The 19,889-nt window shown below is 71.8% G+C and carries 18 protein-coding genes; 4 read left to right on the forward strand and 14 right to left on the reverse strand.

All coding sequences use genetic code 11. The features are described 5' to 3' along the window. Nucleotides 1–154: 154 nt before the first annotated feature. Entirely contained in the window at nucleotides 155–1,009 is an 855-nt protein-coding gene (locus tag RBXJA2T_RS13490; RefSeq protein WP_009857948.1) for a flagellin N-terminal helical domain-containing protein, read from the reverse strand. 437 nt (nucleotides 1,010–1,446) lie between these two features. Between RBXJA2T_RS13490 and RBXJA2T_RS13495 the strand changes: the two genes are divergently transcribed. Continuing rightward, nucleotides 1,447–3,381 carry an O-linked N-acetylglucosamine transferase, SPINDLY family protein gene (locus RBXJA2T_RS13495; protein WP_157998579.1) on the forward strand — a complete coding sequence of 645 codons (1,935 nt, stop codon included), beginning with the start codon at nucleotides 1,447–1,449 and terminating at the stop codon, nucleotides 3,379–3,381. Between the two features lie 78 nt (nucleotides 3,382–3,459). Further along, on the forward strand, nucleotides 3,460–4,968 hold the full coding sequence (locus RBXJA2T_RS19530) for a class I SAM-dependent methyltransferase (RefSeq protein WP_009857950.1): 1,509 nt from the start codon (nucleotides 3,460–3,462) through the stop codon (nucleotides 4,966–4,968). 45 nt (nucleotides 4,969–5,013) lie between these two features. On the opposite strand, the gene RBXJA2T_RS13505 is transcribed toward RBXJA2T_RS19530, so the two are convergent. From RBXJA2T_RS13505 to RBXJA2T_RS13565, 13 genes are read right to left on the reverse strand one after another with little or no spacing between them, the layout of a single operon-like run. Next, nucleotides 5,014–6,132, reverse strand: coding sequence for a DegT/DnrJ/EryC1/StrS family aminotransferase (locus RBXJA2T_RS13505; RefSeq protein ID WP_009857951.1), 1,119 nt, complete (start codon nucleotides 6,130–6,132; stop codon nucleotides 5,014–5,016). Continuing rightward, a complete protein-coding gene (locus RBXJA2T_RS13510; RefSeq protein WP_009857952.1) occupies nucleotides 6,129–6,548 on the reverse strand; it encodes a sugar 3,4-ketoisomerase in 420 nt (139 codons plus the stop codon). The genes RBXJA2T_RS13505 and RBXJA2T_RS13510 overlap by 4 nt, the downstream gene beginning before the upstream one ends. A gap of 31 nt (nucleotides 6,549–6,579) precedes the next feature. Next, nucleotides 6,580–7,938: an ANL family adenylate-forming protein gene (locus RBXJA2T_RS13515; protein WP_009857953.1), complete on the reverse strand. Its 1,359-nt coding sequence runs from the start codon at nucleotides 7,936–7,938 to the stop codon at nucleotides 6,580–6,582. After that, nucleotides 7,935–8,177, reverse strand: coding sequence for an acyl carrier protein (locus RBXJA2T_RS13520; RefSeq protein WP_009857954.1), 243 nt, complete (start codon nucleotides 8,175–8,177; stop codon nucleotides 7,935–7,937). The genes RBXJA2T_RS13515 and RBXJA2T_RS13520 overlap by 4 nt, the downstream gene beginning before the upstream one ends. Further along, the gene (locus RBXJA2T_RS13525) at nucleotides 8,174–9,952 is read right to left on the reverse strand and encodes an HAD-IIIC family phosphatase (RefSeq protein WP_009857955.1); all 1,779 of its coding nucleotides are present in this window, start codon (nucleotides 9,950–9,952) and stop codon (nucleotides 8,174–8,176) included. The genes RBXJA2T_RS13520 and RBXJA2T_RS13525 overlap by 4 nt, the downstream gene beginning before the upstream one ends. Then, nucleotides 9,949–11,148, reverse strand: coding sequence for an SDR family oxidoreductase (locus tag RBXJA2T_RS13530; protein ID WP_009857956.1), 1,200 nt, complete (start codon nucleotides 11,146–11,148; stop codon nucleotides 9,949–9,951). The genes RBXJA2T_RS13525 and RBXJA2T_RS13530 overlap by 4 nt, the downstream gene beginning before the upstream one ends. Next, nucleotides 11,145–12,176, reverse strand: a complete 1,032-nt coding sequence (locus RBXJA2T_RS13535) for a 3-oxoacyl-ACP synthase III family protein (RefSeq protein WP_009857957.1) — start codon at nucleotides 12,174–12,176, stop codon at nucleotides 11,145–11,147. Before RBXJA2T_RS13535 ends, RBXJA2T_RS13530 begins: the two co-directional genes overlap by 4 nt. Further along, nucleotides 12,173–12,871, reverse strand: a complete 699-nt coding sequence (locus RBXJA2T_RS13540; RefSeq protein ID WP_009857958.1) for an MBL fold metallo-hydrolase — start codon at nucleotides 12,869–12,871, stop codon at nucleotides 12,173–12,175. The genes RBXJA2T_RS13535 and RBXJA2T_RS13540 overlap by 4 nt, the downstream gene beginning before the upstream one ends. Nucleotide 12,872: 1 nt before the next feature. Then, the gene (locus RBXJA2T_RS13545) at nucleotides 12,873–13,589 is read right to left on the reverse strand and encodes an SDR family NAD(P)-dependent oxidoreductase (RefSeq protein ID WP_009857959.1); all 717 of its coding nucleotides are present in this window, start codon (nucleotides 13,587–13,589) and stop codon (nucleotides 12,873–12,875) included. 7 nt (nucleotides 13,590–13,596) lie between these two features. Then, nucleotides 13,597–13,896 (reverse strand): hypothetical protein, encoded by a 300-nt coding sequence (locus RBXJA2T_RS13550; RefSeq protein ID WP_009857960.1) that lies wholly within the window; start codon nucleotides 13,894–13,896, stop codon nucleotides 13,597–13,599. Nucleotides 13,897–13,899: 3 nt separating this feature from the next. Beyond that, nucleotides 13,900–14,511, reverse strand: a complete 612-nt coding sequence (locus tag RBXJA2T_RS13555; RefSeq protein WP_009857961.1) for a GNAT family N-acetyltransferase — start codon at nucleotides 14,509–14,511, stop codon at nucleotides 13,900–13,902. 9 nt (nucleotides 14,512–14,520) lie between these two features. Further along, complete coding sequence (locus tag RBXJA2T_RS19950; RefSeq protein ID WP_009857962.1) at nucleotides 14,521–15,441, reverse strand: class I SAM-dependent methyltransferase; 921 nt, start codon at nucleotides 15,439–15,441, stop codon at nucleotides 14,521–14,523. Between the two features lie 59 nt (nucleotides 15,442–15,500). Next, nucleotides 15,501–18,119, reverse strand: a complete 2,619-nt coding sequence (locus tag RBXJA2T_RS13565) for a glycosyltransferase family protein (protein WP_138938878.1) — start codon at nucleotides 18,117–18,119, stop codon at nucleotides 15,501–15,503. Between the two features lie 321 nt (nucleotides 18,120–18,440). On the opposite strand from RBXJA2T_RS13565, the gene flhD reads away from it, so the two are divergent. Both flhD and flhC read left to right on the forward strand, forming a co-directional pair. Continuing rightward, nucleotides 18,441–18,764 carry a flagellar transcriptional regulator FlhD gene (flhD, locus tag RBXJA2T_RS13570; protein WP_009857964.1) on the forward strand — a complete coding sequence of 108 codons (324 nt, stop codon included), beginning with the start codon at nucleotides 18,441–18,443 and terminating at the stop codon, nucleotides 18,762–18,764. Nucleotides 18,765–18,954: 190 nt separating this feature from the next. Then, on the forward strand, nucleotides 18,955–19,521 hold the full coding sequence (gene flhC, locus RBXJA2T_RS13575; RefSeq protein ID WP_009857965.1) for a flagellar transcriptional regulator FlhC: 567 nt from the start codon (nucleotides 18,955–18,957) through the stop codon (nucleotides 19,519–19,521). Nucleotides 19,522–19,889: the final 368 nt, after the last annotated feature.

Raw genomic sequence — 19,889 nt, forward strand, 5'->3', positions numbered from 1 at the left:
TTCGATGGCTGCATTGTCCGGAGGGCCGCGGGCGGCAAAAGCGCGAAAAGGGCAGGAAAGACGCGCCAAAAGAAAAGCCGCGCCCGGGTGGGCGCGGCTTGCGGGGCGGTGTCCGGGGCGCGCCGCTTCGACGCGCGCCGGGCCCGGGCTGCGATCAGCGCAGCAGGCTCAGGACCTGCTGGGGCAGCTGGTTGGCCTGCGCGACCATCGCGTTGCCGGCCTGCTGCAGGATCTGCGCGCGGCTCATGTTGGCCGTCTCCGAGGCGAAGTCGGCATCCATGATGCGGCTGCGGGCGGCCGACTGGTTCTCGATGCTGACCTGCAGGTTCGAGATCACGGCCTCGAAGCGGTTCTGCGTCGCACCCCACATCGAGCGCTCGTTGTTGACCGTGTTGATCGCCTTGTCGATGTTGTCGATGACGGTCTTCAGGTCCGCGGCGCTCGTGACCGAGCCGCTGGTGCCGATGATGGCGGCGGTGGAGGTCACCGCGCCGATGTCGGCGTTGGCGCTGAAGGCGGCGGCCTGCTTGACCGTCACCACGTCGTCACCGCTGGTGTTGGCGCCGACCTGGAAGGTCAGGTCCGAGGTCTGGCCGAAGATCTTCTGCTCGTTGAAGGTGGTGCCGCCGAGCACGCGCTTGACTTCGTTCTGCAGCTCCAGGAATTCCTTCTGCAGGGAGTCCTGGTCCTTGGCCGTGTTGGTGGCGTTGCGCGACTGCACCGCCAGTTCACGCATGCGCTGCAGCGAGTCGCCGACCTTGGCCAGCGCGCCTTCGGCGGTCTGCGCCCAGGAGATGCCGTCGTTGGCGTTGCGCACGGCGACGTTCATGCCCTTGATCTGGGCGTTCATGCGCTCGGCGATGGCGAGGCCGGCGGCGTCGTCCTTCGCGGAGTTGACGCGCAGACCGGACGACAGCCGGGCCATCGAGGTGGCCAGCGACGACTGCGAGGTGGTCAGGTTGCGCTGCGCGTTCAGCGAGGCAATGTTGGTGTTGATGGTGGCAGGCATTGAGGGCTCCTAAGACTGTCGGCGACCCGGGCGCACGGCGGAACTCTCCGCTCGCGCAAGCCGCCTCGGGCGTCACGTGTTGCACTGACCTCATCCGGCTCGCGCCTTCGAGGCCACCGCCCGACGCCAGTCCCCTTCTCGTGGCCTTCCTTGCGGGAGGCGTCGATCGGGCTTCTGGCCGGACCACGGATTCGTTGTCGGACCCGTTGGGGGTGTTATCGAAGCGCCGCGGAAAAACTTTAGCGAGTCGTTGCGAAACCCTTCGCCGCCGCCGCCGCCGGCGCCGCGCACTGCGAGTGCCGTCGCGGCCCGCGCCCTCGTGCGAGATGGCCCGGGAAGGCGGCGCTTATCCGTCGACGGTGCCCACGCGCGTCTGCCTACAGTGCAGCCGGGGTCGCGGTGTGCGCGGCCTGCCCGCGCTTGGAGTCCGACAGACCATGAAAAATGCCACAGCTGGTTCAGATCACCGTGCCCGCACGCACTGGCAGGCCGGTGCCGCCGCCGTGAAGGTCGGGCGCTGGCAGCGTGCGGCGGAGGAGTTCGAGCGCGCCGCCCGGCTGGCGCCCGGCGACGCGCTGTACTGGCTCAACCTGGGCCGCGCCCGGCTGCAGCTCGGCCAGAACGACGCCGCGATCCAGGCCTTCAACGCGGTCACGAAGAGCACCCGCGGCTACGACACCATCACCGCGCTGACCGCCGCCCAGTGCCTGTCCGCGCTGCACCGCTATGCCGATGCCGCGGCCTGCCTGGACGCGGCGCCGGCCGGTGTCGTGCGCGACCACGCCTATCACTCGACGCACGGCTACGCGTTGTTCCGCGCCGGGCGCCACCACGAGGCCATCGAGGCCTACTTCCGCGCGCTGTCGCTCAAGATGGATGCGGCGCTCGAGCACTACCGCATGGGCCTGGCGTTCAAGGCGCTGCGCATGCCGGAGCAGGCCGCGGAGTGCATGCGCACCGCCGCCGTGCTCGACGAAGGCGCGGTGCGCGCGCTGGCGCTGACGATCCTGACGCACGAGAGCGGCAACGCCTGCGAGTGGAGCCGCCGCGCCGAGGAGACCGCGCAGCTGCGCGAAGCGCTCAACCGCATCGGCCTGGACACGCCGCAGCTGCTGTCGGTGTTCCCGCTGCTGGCGCTGGACTGCAGCCCGCAGGAGCAGCTGCACGCCGCCCGCCTGTGCTCGGCCACCTACGCGCGCGGCGTTGCGCCGCTGCCGCGGCGGCGCGTGCGCACCGAGGGCCGCCTGCGCGTCGGCTACCTGACGGCCGACATCTGCTCGCACGCCACCGCCGTGCTGATGGCCGAGTTCTTCGAGCGCTGCGACCGCGAGCGCTTCGAGGTGCTGGTCTACTCCCACAGCCCGGACGACCAGTCGGCGCTGCGCGCGCGCGTCATTGCGGCCTGCGACCGCTTCGTCGACGTCAACAGCATGACCGACCAGCAGATCGCCCAGCGCATGCACGCCGACGGCGTGGACATCGCGGTCGACCTCAAGGGCCACACCGCGGACACGCGCTACGCCGTCCTCGCGCACCGCCCGGCGCCGGTGCAGGTGGCCTTCCTGGGCTACCCCGGCACCACCGGGGCGGACTTCATCGACTACGTCATCGGCGACCCCGTCGTGACGCCGCTCGAGCACGCGCCGCACTTCAGCGAGAAGATCGCGCAGCTGCCGTGGTCCTACCAGCCCAACGACCGCAACCGCGTCCTGCCGCCGTGCCCGTCGCGCCGCGAGGAAGGGCTGCCCGAGGGCGCCACGGTGTTCTGCTGCTTCAACCAGAGCTACAAGCTCAACCCCGCGATGCTCGACCTGTGGGCGCGCATCCTGGCGCAGGTGCCCGACAGCGTGCTGTGGCTGCTGGAGTGGAACGGGCAGGCGCCGCGCAACCTGCTCGCCGAGCTGGCGGCGCGCGGCATCGCGCGCGAGCGCGTGGTCTTCGGCAAGCGCGTGTCGATCGAAGACCACCTCGCGCGGCTGCAGTGCGCCGACCTGTTCCTCGACACCTGGCCCTGCAACGCCCACACCACCGCCAGCGAGGCGCTGTGGGCCGGCGTGCCGGTGCTGACCGTGCCGGGGCAGACCTTCGCGTCGCGCGTGGCGGCGAGCCTGCTGCACGCCTGCGAGCTCGACGAGCTCGTCTGCGGCGACGGCGACGCCTACGTGGACCTGGCCGTCGGCCTGGCCCGCGACCGCTCGCGGCTGCAGGCGCTGCAGCGCCACCTGCGCGAGCGGCGGCTGACGCTGCCGCTGTTCGACACCGCGCGCTATGCCGCCGACTTCGACGCGCTGCTGCTGCGCATGGCCGAGCGTGAGCGCCAGGGCCTGCCGCCGCAGGCGCTGCCCGCGACGGCCCCCGAGGGCCGGCGCTGAACGGCGCCGCGTGCCCGGCTTCGTCTTCCCCCGTCTGTCGACCTCCGAACGGCCCCCGATCCGGCCTGAAAGGCGCCCATGAGCCTGCCTCCCAAGATTCACCTGAGCATCTGCCAGCCGCTGGGCTACGTGCACTCGCTGGGCCTGCTCGATCCGGCGCGCTACTTCCGCTGGCAGTTCCGCCGCCTCGGCGCCGAGGTCAGCATCGCCAAGAACCGGCTGCGCCACGACGCGGTGAACTTCGTCTTCGGTGCGCACCTGGGCTTCGACGCCTCGCTGTGCCGCCGCCATGCCTGCGTGTTCGTCAACCTCGAGCAGCTCGGCGACCGCGGCGCCTCGGTGCGCCCGGAGTACCTGAAGCTGCTCGCCGCCAACGCCGTCGTCGACTACGACGCCGACAACGTCGCGGCCTACGCGCAGGTTCCCGACGAGGTGCCGGTGGTGCCGTTCTGGCACGCGCCCTATCTCGCGCCGGCGGTGCCGCTGCCGCTCGAGGAGCGGCCGATCGACCTGCTGTTCTTCGGCAGCATGAACGACCGCCGCAAGGCGATGATCGACCGCATCGAGGCCCTGGGCTGGACGGTGACGGTGTTCGACAGCGCGCTCTACGGCGAGGAGCGCGACCACTACATCCGCCAGGCCAAGGCGGTGCTGAACTGCCACTTCTACGACAGCGCCCGCTTCGAGCAGGTCCGCGTCGCCCACTGCCTGTCGCTGGGCACGCCGGTGATCTCCGAACGCACCCCGGACACCCGGCCCGACGAGGCCTTCGAGGACTGCGTGATCTGGCTGCAGGACGAGAACGAGCTCGTCCAGTTCTTCAGCGAGGACTTCGCGACGCCGGCCTACTACGACGTCACGCGCGCGGCGCTGCAGCGTTTCGAGGCGGCCGATCCGCTGGGCGCCTACGCCGCCGCGCTGGGTTTCGCCGAGGGTTTCGTCGGCACCCACCACGAGTGCCGCCCGGCCGAGCCCTGGGCGCCGGAGCGCATCCACATCGGCTCCGGCAAGGACTACCGGCCCGGCTGGCTCAACGTCGACGTGCTCGCGCGGGCCGAGCCCGACCTGCTGCTGGACCTGTCCGGCGCGCTGGAGCTGCCGCTGCACGCCGACTCGCCCACCGTCGGGCCGCTGGTGCTGGCCGCCGACAGCGTCGATCGCATCGACGCGAACAACGTGCTCGAGCACGTCGGCGACCTGCCGGCGCTGATGAGCAACTGCCTGCGCCTGCTGAAGGAGGGCGGCGAGTTCCACATCGAGGTGCCGCACGAGCGCGCCCTGACCGCCTGGCAGGACCCGACGCACGTGCGCGCGATGAACGAGAACTCGTGGATCTACTACACCGACTGGTTCTGGTATCTGGGCTGGGTCGACCACCGCTTCGAGGTCGCCGCGTCGAGCTGGCTGGACGCCAGGGTCCAGCCCTGCCAGCGCGAGCAGGCGGCGTTCATGCGCGTGGTGCTGCGCAAGATCCGGACGACGCCGCGCGAGCGCATGGTCGCGCTGACGATGGCCGCCGGGGTGCACCTGCCGGACGACGAGCCGGTCGCGCCCGCAGCGGCCGGCGAAGGCCCCGCGTCGTCGTGAGCCCCGCGGGGCGGCGCTCGCGCCGCCCCGGTCGCCGTGCCGGGCTCAGGCCGCCGCGTCGAGCTCGGTGCAGGCGCGGCGCAGCACGGCGATGACCTCGCGGGTCTGCGCCAGATCCTGCGTCGGCCCGATCGGCAGGCTCAGCACCTGCGCGTGCAGGGCCTCGGAACGCGGGAAGCGCCCGGCCGCCAGCCCCAGGTGGGCGTAGGCCGGCTGCAGGTGCGGCGCCACCGGGTAGTGGATCATCGTGCCGATGCCCGCAGCGGCCAGCCGCGCCGCCAGCGCGTCGCGCCGCGCATGGCGCACGACGAACAGATGCCAGACCGGCTCGGTCCCGGCCGCCGCGGCGGGCAACTCCAGGCCGGGGAGTCCGCGCAGCCCGTCCAGGTAGCAGCCGGCGATCTCGCGGCGGTGCGCGTTGTCGCCGTCGAGCAGCGGCAGCTTGGCCCGCAGGAAGGCGGCCTGGAGCTCGTCGAGTCTCGAGTTGAAGCCGGCGACCTCGTTGTGGTACTTGAGCCGCGAGCCGTAGTTGCGCAGCGTGCGCAGCCGGTCCGCCAGCGCGTCGTCGTCGGTCGTCACGGCCCCGCCGTCGCCCAGCGCCCCGAGGTTCTTGCCGGGGTAGAAGCTGAACCCCGCGGCGTCGCCCAGCGTGCCGACCCGGCGGCCTTGCCGCCGCGCGCCGTGGGCCTGGGCCGCGTCCTCGAGCACCTTCAGTCCGTGCGCCTTCGCGATTGCCATGATCGGGTCCATGTCGGCGGGTTCGCCGTACAGGTGCACCGGGAGGATGGCGCGGGTCCGGGCGGTGATGGCCGGGCGCAGCAGCGCCGGGTCGAGGTTGTAGCCGCCGGCCGTCGGCTCGACGGGGACCGGCGTCGCGCCGGTGTGCGTCACGGCCAGCCAGGTCGCGATGTAGGTGTTGGCCGGCACGATCACCTCGTCGCCGGGGCCGATGCCCCAGGCGCGCAGCACCAGGATCAGCGCGTCCAGGCCGTTGCCGACGCCGACGCAGTGGCGCGCGCCGCACAGCGCGGCGAACTCCCGCTCGAAGGATTCGACTTCCTGCCCGAGCACGTACCAGCCCGAGTCCAGCACCCGGTCCAGCGCGTCGTGGAACGCCTGCCGCTGGCGCAGGTTGATCGTGCCGAGGTCGAGGAACTTGGTCATGACGTGCGCTGGCGCCGGACCGCGTCCAGGAACTGTTGGTAGTCGCGGTAGTAGTCGGCCTCGTTGTACGGCGTCGAGGCCAGCACCAGGCAGACCGAACCGGGGTCGAAGTTGATCTCCGACGCCCAGATCATCGGCGGGATGTGCAGGCCGATCCAGGGCCGGTTGAGGTGGACCACCTGCTTGGACACGCCGTCGTCGAGCGAGACGTCGAAACTCCCGGACAGGCAGATCAGGAACTGGTGCAGCTCCTTGTGCGCGTGCGCCCCGCGGTCCTCGCCGGTGGGGATGTCGTAGAGGTAGAAGACACGCTTGATCTCGAACGGGACGTGGCTCTGGCCCTCGATGAAGGTCAGGTTGCCGCGCGGGTCCTGGACCTTCGGCAGCGAGATCAGCTTGCAGTCAGACAGAGGCATGGGTCCTCCCGGTGGGGCGACGACGGGGCGCTCAGCGGGCCGGGTCGGCCCGGCGGCTCTTCTTGTGGCGTGCGGTGTGGATCGGTTCGGTCGCGATCACCACCTTGGCCGGCACCTTGTAGGCCGCCAGCGCCGCCCGGCAGGCCTGGCGGATGCGGCTCTTCACGCCGTCCACCGGCTCCGGCTGCGCCAGCACCACCCGGGCCACGATCATCTGGCCCAGCAGCGGGTTGGCCTCGGCGAAGACGGCGACGTCGACGATGTTCGGCAGCGTCATGATGACCTCCTCGATCTCGGTCGGGTAGACCTTCTGCCCGCCGACGTTGATCAGGTCGGTCACGCGGCCGAGGATGCGGAAGTAGTCGCCGTCGACCTCGACCTTGTCCTGGGTGTTGAACCAGCCGTCGGCGTCGAAGTTCGACGCCGCGTTGAGGTAGCCGACCATCGAGTACTCGGACCGGATCCACAGGATGCCGTCGACGACCTTGGTCTCGAAGCCCTCGCCGCCGATGCGCATCCACAGCGAGCCGTCGCCGCGCGACTTGGACGCCAGCACGCCCACCTCGGACAGGCCGTAGGTCTGCTGCAGCACGACGTTCGGCAGCGCGCGGGCCAGGCGGTCCAGCGTGGCCTGCGGCATGACCTCGGTGCCGTAGCTGATGCGCTGCAGCGACGACAGGTCGTAGGCCTCGTGCGCCCGGGCCGCCAGCAGCAGGTTCAGGAACGAGGGCGTGGTCGGCAGCAGCGTGACGCGGTACGTCTCGATCGCCGCGCAGACGCTGGCGACGCTGCGCTCGGCGACGCTGACCACCGTGCCCAGGCTCGAGGTGATGGCCAGGATGGTGTTGAAGCCGCCGAAGTGGTCGAACATCAGGAACGGCACGGCCACCACCGGCGAGCGCGGCTTCACGAACTTGCCCGCCACGCGGCCGAGGTCGTGCAGGATGCCCTTGGGCCGGCCGGTCGAGCCCGACGAGAAGAACACCAGGCCCGGTGCGCCGCCGGCGATGAACTCGCGCATCGTCGTGTTGTCGACCTCGACCGGCGACCAGGTCAGCGTCGGCTCCACGGCGCCGGCGGCGAACTCGAAGATCCACTCGCAGCCCGAGACCGACAGCGCAGCCGACAGCTCGACGACCGACTCGCGCGTCAGCGGGATGACGACGTTGCCGTTGCGCGCCAGCGCCAGCAGCAGGGCGAAGGCCTCGGGCGTGTAGTCGCCGAGCACGACGACGCGCTGCCCGGCGTGCACGCCCTCGCGGGCCAGGCGCTGCTCGAACGCGGCCACCTGCCGCAGCAGCTCGCCGTAGCGCACCGAGCGGCCCTCGTGCACGAAGGCGAGCCCGTCGGGCGCGCCGGCGAAGCGCTCGAGCAGCCAGTCCAGCGTCACGGCCGGTCCTTCAGCTGCTCGAGCAGCACCAGCCGGATCAGCGGGTAGGAGGTGATGTTCGCCGCGTCCTCGTCGGGGATGCCGACGCCGAACTCCTCCTCGATCGCCAGCACCAGGTTCATGTGCTGGATGGAGTCCCACGTCGCCACGGTGTCCATGCTGGTGTCGTCGTCGATCGACTCCGCCGCGATGCCCAGCACGGCGGCCATCACGTTCTTCAGCGTGTCTTCGGTTGTCATGGGCAGACCTTGATCCAGTCGATGGGAGAGGGGTTGAAGCGGTCGAGCTCGGCGCGGTAGCGGCGTGTGCCGTCGTCCTCGCCGACCCGTGTCAGGCCGAGCCGGTCGTAGAAGTCGGCCACCTGGGCGTTCTTCGCGCTCGGGCGGTACTCGGCGGCGATGAAGCGGCAGCCGCGCCGCCGCGCGTCGTCGGCCAGCGCCGGCCAGATGCTGAACTCGATGCCGCGGCCGATGACGCGGCAGCTCATCAGGAAGGCCTCGATCCGGGCCGTCTCGGCCTCCCACGAGACCAGCACGACGCCGGTCAGGCCGGCGTTGCCGAAGCGGTCGCCGACCTCCAGCGCGTACACCGTCGACGCCGGGCTGTCGATGCGTTCGCGGACCTGCGCCGGCGACAGCCGCGGCGTGGTGAGGTTGAACTGGTTGGACTTGAGCGTCAGCTCGCTGATGCGGGCGACGCTGGCCACGTCGTCGCGCGAGATCCGCACCTGCAGGTCCAGCGAGGCGAGGTACTGCTCGTGCGTCTCGAAGTCCGCGCGCGCCGCCTCGGCCTGTTCGCGCTGCCGGTACTGCGCGGTCTTGGAGCGGCTCTCGGCGGTGACGCCGCCGGCCAGGAACAGCTCGCGCAGCTCGTCGAGCAGGCGCGGGTAGTCGGTCAGCGACTTGGGCACCTGCATCACCCGCAGCTCGGGCAGGGCGCTGCGCACCGCGCTGCACTCGAAGTCCGAGTCGTCGACGAACACCATGCTGTCCAGGCCGATGTTGAGCTCGCGCGCGATCGACTGCAGGTTGCTGACCTTGTCGGTCCAGTCGACGCGGCGCGCGGCGATGTGCTCGCGGCGCAGCACGGCGAACGGGTGGCGATCGAGCACCTCGTCGACGTCGGCCGCGTTGTTCTTGCTGCACAGGCACAGCAGCACGCCCTGCCGCTCGAGGGCGCGGAAGGTCTGCTGCGCCTGCCAGAACACGCGGCCGGGGTAGTGGTGCGGGTCGAGCCGGATGCCGTCGAGCTGGTCCTCGCCGACGATGCCGCCCCACAGCGTGTTGTCGCAGTCCAGCACCAGCGCCTTGTAGAAGTGGGCGTCGAAGCCGCGCGCCGCGGCGACGATGCGCCGCGCCAGCTCGTCGAGGAAGGGCGTGGCGAAGGGCGCCGTGCTGCGCAGGTAGAAGCGCATGTCGAAGGCGGCCGCGGTGCCGATGCGCTGGACGACGGCGCCGGCGTCGATGACGCGCACGTTCGCGAACGCCGCCGCCTCGTGGCGCAGCATGTCGTTGAACCGGTCGAGCACCCGTGCCACCGCGTCTGGCGCCCCGGTGTCGACGGCCGGCGTGCAGCGCACGAAGCTGCAGGCGTAGAGCCGCTTGAGCCTGCCGGCCTTCTCGAACACCAGCCGCAGGCGGGCGCGCAGGTCGGCCTCCCGGGCGTCGATGGCCTCGGGTTCCAGCAGCTCGATCTGGCGCTCGAAGGCGGGCAGCAGGTTGTCGAAGAACGGCAGCAGCACCATGTGCTCGACGCCGGCCTGCACGAAGCGCTCGACGTCGCCCAGGGCGTCGTCGTGGTGGCCGACCTGCAGCTCGGCCCGCGCGCCGGCGAGCAGCGCGTGCTTGCGCAGGAACAGCGCGAGCAGGTCGGCGCTGACGTTCGAGGAGATGCCGATGCGCGTGACGCGCCGGGCGGGCTCGAGCCTCTCCAGCCCGTCGACGGCGGCGATGGTTCGCGCCAGCGTCGTGCCGGGCGTGCGCAGCAGCTCGATGAAGGCCGCGGCGTCGCTCACGACATCACCATGCCGCCGTTGACGTCCAGGGTGTGCCCCGTGACGTGGCGGGCGTCGTCGGACACCAGATAGGCCACGGCCGCGGCGACGTCCTCCGGCACGGCCAGGCGGCGCAGCGGCGTCTGCCGCGCGATCATCAGCTGCTGCTTCTCGGCGATGTCGCCGATCAGGCCGGTCTCGGTCATGCCGGGGGCGACGCAGTTGACCGTCACGCCGCGCGGGCCGAGCTCGGCCGCCAGGTTGCGCGACAGCATCGCCAGCGCCGCCTTGGCCACCGCGTAGGCGGTCCAGTGCAGCGCCGGCGTGCCCTCGGTCACCTGCGAGGTGATGTTGACGATGCGGCCGGCGCCGTCGGCGGCCATGTCGGCGGCGCAGAGCTTGCTCAGCAGGAACGCGCCCTTGACCTGCACGTCGAGGTGGTGCTGCAGGTCGGTCCAGTCGGTGTCGGCCAGCGCCTTGGCCTGGATGCGCGGCGAGGCGTTGTTGACCAGCACGCCGACCGTGCCGTAGTGGCGTCGCGCCTGCGCCAGCAGGTGCTCGACGCCGGCGGCGTCGGAGACGTCGGCCTGCACCGCCAGCGCCCGGCCGCCGGCGGCGACGATGTCGGCGGCGATCGCGTTCGCGCGCTCGCGGCTGCCCTGGTAGTTGATCACGACGGCGTGGCCGTCCTGCGCGAGGCGGCGGCAGATCGCCTCGCCGATGCCGCCGGCGCCGCCGGTCACCAGCGCGACGCGGCTCGGTTCGCCGCGCGGGCGCGCGGCCGCGGCGGCCGGGCGCTGCAGCAGCATCTTCACCTTGCCCTGGCCCTGCAGCACCGCCTGCCCGTGCTGGTTGACGATGCGCGTCTCCAGCTCCAGCAGGCGCTCGCGCTCGTGCTTCTTCAGCACCGTGCAGGTCACCGTCAGCTCGTCGCCCAGCCGCACCGGCAGCAGGAACTCCATCGCCTGGCTCACCCACAGCGCGCCGGGGCCGGGCAGCTTGGTGCCGATCACCGTCGAGATGAACGAGGCGCCGAGCATCCCGTGCACGACGATGTCCTTGAACGCCGTCTCGCGGGCGAACGCGCGGTCGACGTGCAGCGGGTTGTCGTCGCCGGTCAGCTCGACGAAGCGGCGGATGTCCTGTTCGGTGATGGTCTTGACCAGCTGCCGGCAGTCGCCGACCTTCAGCGTGTCGAAATCGAGGAACGCGCTCATGACGCCGTCTCCAGGTGGCGGGGCAGCCAGCGCCAGAGGCTGGCCGCGAAGTTGAAGCCCGCGCCGACGCCGGCCAGCACCAGCAGGTCGTTCGGCTTCAGCAGGCCCTTGTGCACGGCCTCGCTGAGCGCGATCGCGATCGACGCCGAGCCCGTGTTCCCGATCTCCTGCACGTTGGTGTAGGTGCGCTCCAGCCCGGCGCCCATCTTGCGCACGATGTACTCGATCAGGCGCAGGTTGGCCTGGTGGAAGACGAAGAAGTCGACGTCCCGGGGGCTCTTGCCGGCCTTGTCGCAGGCGCTGCGGATCACCGTCGGCAGGTGCGTGATCGCCTGCTTCCAGGTCGCCAGGCCGTTCATCTCCATCGCGTCGACCGAGGGGTCGCGCTCGCGGCCGAGCGACGGGAAGCTCGAGCCGCCGCCACGCAGGCGCACCGACTCGTAGTTGGAGCTGTCGGTGAAGAACGCCGAGGACAGGATGCCGTGCGCGGCGTCGCAGCGGCCGAGCACGACGGCGCCGGCGCCGTCGCTCAGGTAGATCGCGGTGTTGACGTCGCCGCGGTCGACGTAGCGCGAGCACAGCTCGACGCCGACGACCAGCGCGTGGCGCACCGACGGGTCGCGGAACATGCGGTCGGACGCCGCCGTGAGCCCGGACACGACGCCGCTGCAGTTGGCCTGCAGGTCGTAGACCTGGGCCCCCTTGGCGCCCAGGTCCTGGTGCAGCTTGGCCGACAGCGGCGGGAAGAGGTAGTCGCCCGAGAAGGTGCAGGCGATGATGATGTCCACCTCCGACGCGTCGATGCCGGCCATCGCCAGCGCGCGCCGCGCGGCCTGCCCGGCGAAGGCGCTGGCCGTGTCGCCCGGGGCCGCCAGATGGCGGCGCACGATGCCGGTCTTCTCGACGATCCACTCGGGGCTGACGTCCAGGCCGCGGCAGAGCTCCTCGTTGCTCTCCACGTGGTCCGCAAGGTGGTGGCCGACGCCGATGATGGCGACGCCGCCGGGCGTGCTGGTGCTCGTGTTCATGATGAGGATGCGGGCGTGCAGGGCGCGGGCTCCAGGAAGCCCCGCAGCGCGTCGTTGTGGTCGCGGATCCAGCCGAGCGTGGCCGACTCCCCGTGGCCGGGCAGGATCAGCGTGTCGTCGTCAAAGCCGTCCAGGATCGACCGGACGGACCGGCGCAGCTGCGTGGCGTCCTCGCCCGGCAGGCCGGCCAGGCCGACGCCGCGCGCGTACAGGGTGTCGCCGGTGAACAGTGCCTTGCCGATCTCGATCGCGCAGCTGCCGGGAGTGTGGCCGGGCACCGGGTGCCAGCGCACGGCCAGCCCGCCGATGTCCAGCGCCGGCGTGCCGTCGTCCACCCGCTCGGGGCGTGGCTGGCGCACGCGCGCCGGGATCCTGAACGCCATCAGCAGGAAGTTCGACGCGCCGAGCGTGCGCAGGTCGCGCTCGTGCAGGTAGACCGGGCAGCCGTGGCGCTCCTGGAAGTGGGCGGCCGAGCCGGCGTGGTCGAAGTGGCCGTGGGTGCAGACCACGGCGCGTGGTGTCAGCGCCAGCGCGGACAGCGCCTGCTCGATGCGCTCTGCGTCCAGGCCGGGATCGACCAGGATGCACTCGCCCGGCACGTCGGTGGCGTGCAGGTAGCAGTTGGACGGGAAGACCCCGTTGGCCAGGGTCCAGACACGGCCGGCCGAGCCCGCCACCGCGACGGCGATGCTCACCTCAGTGCACCCCGCCGAGATAGAGCGTCTGCGCGGTGACGTAGCCGCTGCGCTCGGATGCGAAGAAATCGACGACGTTGGCGATGTCCTCGAAGCTCGCGTAGCGCGGCAGCGGCAGGCGCGCCACCACGGCGTCGATCTTGTCGCGCGGCAGCTGGCGCAGCATGTCGCTCTCGATCGCCGTGATGCCCAGCGTGTTGCAGGTGACGTTGAAGGCCGCCAACTCCCGGGCGAGCACGTTGGACAGCGTCGTCAGCCCGGCCTTGCAGGCCGCGTAGACCGAGTCGCCCTCGGGCTCCAGGGCGACGGCCATCGAGCTGATGTTGATGATGCGCCCCCACTTGGTCTTGCGCATCATCTTCGCCGCCTCGCGGGCCACCATGAACGGTGCGAGCAGGTTCAGCTCGACCATCGAGCGGGCGGCCGAGGCCGGCATCACGAGCGCGTACTGCGAGGTCAGCACGGCGGCGTTGTTGATCACGATGTCGATCGCCGTGCCCGAGCGGCGCAGCGCGGCGAACAGCTGCTGCACCGCGTCCGTGTCGGCGATGTCGGCCTGGCGGTGCTGATAGCGCTCGTGCCCGCAGGTGGCGGCCCCCCGGGACACGCCGACGACCTTCGCGCCTTCGTCCAGGAAGTGGCGCGTCAGCAGCGCGCCGACGCCGCGGCTGCTGCCGGTGACGAGCACGGTGCGGCCCTCGTACTTGCCTGCGCTCATCGCCCGATCAACCCCGCGACAGCTGCCCGACGATGTAGTCGGCCAGCGTCGTCACGCTGGAGAACGGCGAGACCGGCTGGCTCATCGCGGTGTCGTCGGTCAGGCTGACCGTGCGGCCGAGCTCGTCGGCCACCGCCGTCTCGACGTCGACGATGACCGACACCAGCGACAGCGAGTCGAGCGAGGCGTCGGCGCCGAACAGGCGCGTGTCCGGGGCCAGCGCGACGCGCTTGTCCGCGGCCAGCTCCTCGTTCAGGCTGCGCAGGGCTCGGTAGATGAGTTCGATGACTTCGGCTTGGCTGGCCATGGTTCACTCCGGAGAGACGGACGGTGCAAGAGGCAGCCGGGCGGCTGCGATGAGCGATTCGAGCCTGGGGCGCGTGACCTCGCGGTACTCGTTTTCGAGCAGGCCGAAGACCACCGCGTCCTGCAGCCGGCCGTCGATGAACAGGTGCTGGCGCAGGCGCCCCTCCTGGACCATGCCCAGGTAGGTCTGCCACTTGATCATGCGCCGGTTCTCCGACACGACGGTGCCCCAGACGCGGCGCAGCCGCAGCCGATCGAAGGCCAGCTCGTAGAGCAGCTTCATGGCCTCGGCGGCGGCCGGCAGCCCGGCGGCGGCCTGTTCGTCGCCGATCAGGAAGCGGCCCGGCTCGCCGACCCGGTTCACCGGGTCGATGCCGCTGAGCGAGAGCATGCCGATCGGCACCTGCTGCTTGGTCTGGATGACGAAGTTGTACTCCGACGCCGGGCGGCTGGCGATCCAGCGGCGCTGTTCGTCGACGGTCGTCGCGCCGCGATGCAGCAGGGCGGCGCGTTCGCCCTGGCGCCAGGCCAGGGTGAGCGCGGCGTCCTCGGGCCGCAGCGGGCGCAGGTCGACGAACTCGCCGTGCAGGGTGCAGTGTTCCTCGTTGGACGTCATGGTCGGGGTTCAGCAGACGACGAAGGCGGCGGCCGCCGGCACCGGCGCACCCGCCGAGGCGGGGGCGTGGGCGGTGGCGACGAAGGACTGCTCCAGCACGAAGCCCGCCGCGTGGAGATGCGCCAGGACCTCCTCGCCGCTGCGGTAGAGGTAGATGTGGTCGGCGTGCGCGGCGTTGAGCGCGGCGGTGATGAAGGCCTTGCCGCCCGGGGCGAGGCCGGCGCGCAGCGCGCGCAGGAACTCGACGGGGCGCTCCAGGTGTTCCAGCACCTCGACGCAGACCAGCCAGGGCACGGGATCGAGGCCGCCGTCGAGCACGTCGTGCTGGTGCATCGTGTAGCGCTGATCCAGACCGGCGGCCGCCAGGTGGCGCTCGGCGAAGCGGCAAGACGACGGGCTGATGTCGTAGCCGGCGCCGGTGGCCCGGGCCACGCGCGACAGGAGGCGGCGCGAGTAGAGCGCCGTGCCGACGCCGACCTCCGCGAAGCGCGGCTGCGCGCCGAGCGCCATCGGCGCCACGAAGGCCGTGTCGAAGAAGCGCAGCTGCCGATAGTGGTGCGGCCAGAGGAAGTGCGACAGCAGCAGGCCCGGCAGGTACTCCTGCATCATGTGCGCGTCGTTGAGGTAGACCTCGTCGGCGGCCTGCGCGTAGGACTTGACGGGATACGCGCCGCTGGCCTCGAAGGCCTTCTGCCGGCGCATCGAGTCCATCGCGAACGCGACGTAGCCCTTGACGGCCGCCTGCAGCGCCTCGTCGTCGGCGCAGAAGGTCTCGAGCACCGACTCGAAGTCGGCGGCCCACTCGGCGCCGAAGCCGTCCATCGCGCGGCCGACGAGCGCGCGCGAGAGCCTGTACTTCTGGTCGAACAGCGCCTGCAGGCGTGTCAGCCAGGGCAGGGGGGCGGGATCTTGCGTGGAGCCTGGTTGCATCGTTTGCTCTCTTTTGTGCCGGCGGCGGCCCCGATGCCGGCGCATCGGGGCGCCCGGTCTCAGCCGCCGAAGATGCGGCGCACGGCGGCCTCGAACACCGGGCGAGAGTAGCTCTCCTCGTAGTGCGCGCGAGCCGCGCGGCTCAGTTCGGCGTGTCCGTCGACGGCGCGGCCGATGGCCTGCTGCAGCTCGGGCAGCGTCGCCCAGCCGAGCGTCGGGCTGGCGTAGACGCTGGTGTTGCCGAGCACGGCGTGGCCGTCGTGCGCGTCGTGGAACACGACCGGGTAGCCGCAGCCCTGGGCCTCGATCGCCGCCCGGCCGCCGCCCGTCGGCGCGGAGCCGAGGTAGACGGCGGCGTCGCCGAGATCGCGCAGCGTCTGCCAGAGCGAAGGCACGAGCCCCAGCGGCACGAAGCGCGCCGGGTCGAGCCCGTGCTGCCGCAGCTGCGCCCGCACCGCCGCGATCCAGGCGTCGTCGAGCGGCCCGATGTGGAAGAAGCTCCCCCGCACCGCCTGCAGCGCGGCGCAGACCAGGGCCTGCAGCGCCAGCGGCCCGTCGCGCCGGAACTTGGCCGGGTGGCCCGAGGTGACGACCGAGCAGTCCGGGCCGACGACGGCGGCGAAGCGCCGCATCCCCAGGTCTTCCACGAACAGCGGCAGCAGCTCGGCCTCGACGCCGAGGTGGCTGCTGCAGTGCTGCTGCATCGCGCCGGAGCAGTCGACGTGGCGCAGGCCGGGCAGGGTGTGGCCCAGCCCCGCGTTGTGGTCGCCGTGGTGCACGAGCACCTGCCGCGGGCCGCCGGCGCGCGGCGCGGCGACGAAGGGCAGCGGGTCCTGGTGGTGGGCGAAGTGGCCGATCGCCGCCGGCCGCATCGCCTCGATCAGGCGCTGCAGGTTCTGCACCTTCTGCAGCGGCGTGCCGGGCGGCAGCACGACGAAGGGGGCCGGCGCGAACTGGCGCTCCAGCCGCGCGGTGGCGTCCGGGTCCTGCGCGGTGCGCTCGAACAGGTCGGTGACGACGACGAGCGGGTGGTCGACGACCCGGGCCACGTCGGCCAGCACGCGCGAGTGGCCGCCGAGCTCGTACAGCTCGGTCGCGATCAGCAGCGTGCCGCGGCGCGGGCCGGGCGGCAGCGCGCGTGCGTGGCGCGCCGCCAGGGTCTCCAGGTGACGGTCCAGCTGCGGGACGTACAGCGGGCCGGCGGCGTACTCGGGGCGGGTGTAGGTCCGGTGCACGCCGGCGATGATCTGGGCCAGCGCGGCGTCGTCCTCGCCGCGCGCGAGCAGCTCGTGGACCTTGCGGTCGACGCCGTCGAGCATCAGGTTCGCGCCCTCGGCGCGCGCGTCCGGGGTCTCGTCGGCCGGCGGGGGCGGTGCGCTGTCGGCGGCGCCGCAGAACGCCGCGTCGATCGTCCCGCACAGCGTCGGGATCGGCCCGAAGCCGGCGTGCTTGGCGCGCAGCACCCGTGCCGAGGCCTTGAACTCCTCGGGCAGCCGGTAGTCGTTGAGCGAGTTGTGGAACAGCGGCAGCCGCACGATGCGCGGGAACACGCGGTGGGTGCAGACCGCCGTCAGGCACAGGTCGGTGGCCCACAGGTGCCAGCCCAGCGCCGGGTCGATGGTGTGCACCGAGTCGCGCGCGACCACGATCGCCAGCTCGTCGATCGACAGCGCGCGCTCGCCCTCGGGGTGGTCGAAGCGGTGCTGGCGGTCGATCACGAAGCCGGCCGGCCGAGTGCCGTCGGCGCTGTCGTTGACGGCGATGCCGGCGAAGCCGAGCAGCGTGGTCCGGCGCTCGGCCGGCGGGATCGCGTCGAGCACGGCGCCCAGCCGGGCGCCGAAGCCGCTCGGGAAGTAGACGTCCTGGTGGCACAGCAGCACCCAGTCGGCGTCGGCGCAGCGGGCGGCGGCGGCCGCGAGTGCCGCGGCCGGCGAGGCCGCACCTTCGCAGGTGACGACCTCGGCGTCGACCTCGCGCAGGCCCGGGGACTGGAGCACGTTGAGCTGCAGCTGGCGCGGCCGCGTGACCGGCACGACGACGGCGAAACGCGCCCGGCCGGCGCGCACCGGCTGGCCGTCGAAGCGGCGCTCGGCTTTCACCAGCAGCTCGCGCTGGCCGAGGTTGCGCAGCGCGGTGAGCGGCGGCATGCGCAGGCTGGCGGCCAGCGCCGCCACCGCCTCGGCAAGGGCGCCCGACGGCGGCTCGTCGCGCGTGGCGTCGAGCAGCTCGGGCATCCAGCCCTCGTCCATCAGGCGCCGGTACAGCGCGGCGTACGACCAGCCGCCGCCGTGGTGCGGCCCGGCCGCCCGTTCGTCGTCGAGGTCGGCGCTCAGCGTGCGTTCGAGCTGCGACCAGTGCGCCGCGTTGGGCGCGAGCACGAACAGCTGCGCGCCCGGCGCCGCATGGCGCGCCAGGCCGGCCAGCAGGCCGGTGCAGGCCGCCGGCTGTGCCGGCAGCGCGAGCACGACGAGGTCCGCCGCGCAGGCCGGCGCCGACACGATCTCCGCGGCGTCCAGGCGCTGCCAGCGGCCGTCGGGATGGCGGGCCTGCCAGGCCTCGGCCAGACGGGTGTCGACGTCGACCAGCAGCAGGCTGCGGCCGGCGGGCAGCCGGGCCGCGCACAGGCCGAGCGCCTCCGCGGACGGCGCGTGCGGCACCGGCCCGGCAGGGGGGGGCACCACGGGCCTCGTGGACACCAGCGGCTCGCGAGAGGAGGAACGGTCGGATTGCATGGTGCGATGTTGCCGGCAGTCCGGCGCCACGAATGCGTCGAGCAGCGGGGTGATCCGGGTTCAGTTGCACGCCGCGGCCACCGCCGCCGCCGGGCCCCGGCGCCCGGCCGGACCGGACGCCACGCCGTCGGCTTGTAGGAATTTGCCTGACACGACCCATGGAAAAACCGGGACTCAAGCGACGGAAGTAGCCCGATGTTGCCGCCCATCTCCGATCCATACAGTTCGTATCACACCCGTCGCACCCCGACACACAGGAGCCCCGAGATGAACGCCGACCAGATCCTTGCCGAAATCCGCGAAGCCAACCTCTCGTACCTGATGCTGGCCCAGAGCCTCATCCGCACCGACCGCGAGCAGGCCCTGTACCGCCTGGGCGTCAGCGAGGAGACCGCGACGCTGATCGCCACGCTGACCCCGGCGCAGATGATGAAGATCGCCGGCGGCAACACGCTGCTGTGCCGCTTCCGCATGGACGACGACATCGTCTGGAGCCTGCTCACCAGCCACGGCAAGAGCTCGGCCAACGACGGCGTCTCGCGCCTGCACGCCTCCATCCTGATGGCCGGGCGCCATCAAGAAGCCGCATAACGAGCCCCCAAGCTCCCTCCCGGTCGCTGCCCCCCGAGGGCTGAGACCGGACACGGACGGTCCAGTGGACCGTGCGTGCCGGACGAAGGGCCGGGACACTGGCCCGGCGCGCCCTGCAAGGGCGCCTGGCGACGGACCGGCGGAGCCGGATCCGCGCCAGTAGCTTGATGAAGACAACGGAGAAACGACCATGGCCCGCAACAAGAGCATCCTGACCGAAGCCAAGCAGATCGAGCGCGCGGTCACGCTGATCAACCTCGGCGCGCGGCTGCAGGTGCTGGAAAGCGAGACCGACCTGAGCTACGAGCGCCTGCTGCGCCTGTACAAGGAGGTCTCCGGCAAGAGTCCCAGCAAGGGCCAGCTGCCGTTCTCCACCGACTGGTTCATGACCTGGCAGCCGAACATCCATTCGAGCCTGTTCCTGAACATCCACGAGTACCTGAACAAGGTCTCGGTCCTCGACGAGATCGACGTCGTCATCAAGGCCTACCAGCTGTACCTGGAGCAGATGCAGGCCCAGGGCCTGGAGCCGCTGCTGTCGGTGACGCGCGCCTGGCGCCTGGTGAAGTTCGTCGACAACGGCATGCTGACGATGACCGCCTGCAGCAAGTGCGGCGGCCACTACGTCACCCACCCGCACGAGATCGCGCGCCACTACGTCTGCGGCCTGTGCAACCCGCCGGCGCGCGCCGGCAAGGGCAAGGCCGGCGGCCTGCAGCTCGCCGGCTGCCACGGCGAAGGCGAACTGGCGCACTGAAGCATTCCGTCACGCCGGCGCCGCTCGAGCCGGCGCGCCGGCGGCCGATACAGCTTTCAACCGGCTTCATTGCGTTGTCTCCTCCTGGCACAGGCTCCTGTGCATTCGGCGGCGGATCCCGGCAGGGTCCGCCGCTTTTCTTTTCTGGGCCGGCATTGCCCCGTTTCTCCGGCGCTTGCCGCCACGCGAGGCGCCGCACACTGCCCGCATGTCCACCCTGAGCACTCCGCGACTGCCCTGGCCGCTGCCGGCCGTGGCCGCGTGGCTGCTGGCCTGGGCGGCCTTTGCCGCGGTGCAGGCCGCCGGCGCGGGCACCGGCCCGGCCTTCGCCGCCGGACTGGCGGCCGGCGTCGCGGTGGCCGCCACCG

Source organism: Rubrivivax benzoatilyticus JA2 = ATCC BAA-35 (genome assembly GCF_000190375.1).
Lineage (GTDB): Bacteria > Pseudomonadota > Gammaproteobacteria > Burkholderiales > Burkholderiaceae_C > Rubrivivax > Rubrivivax benzoatilyticus.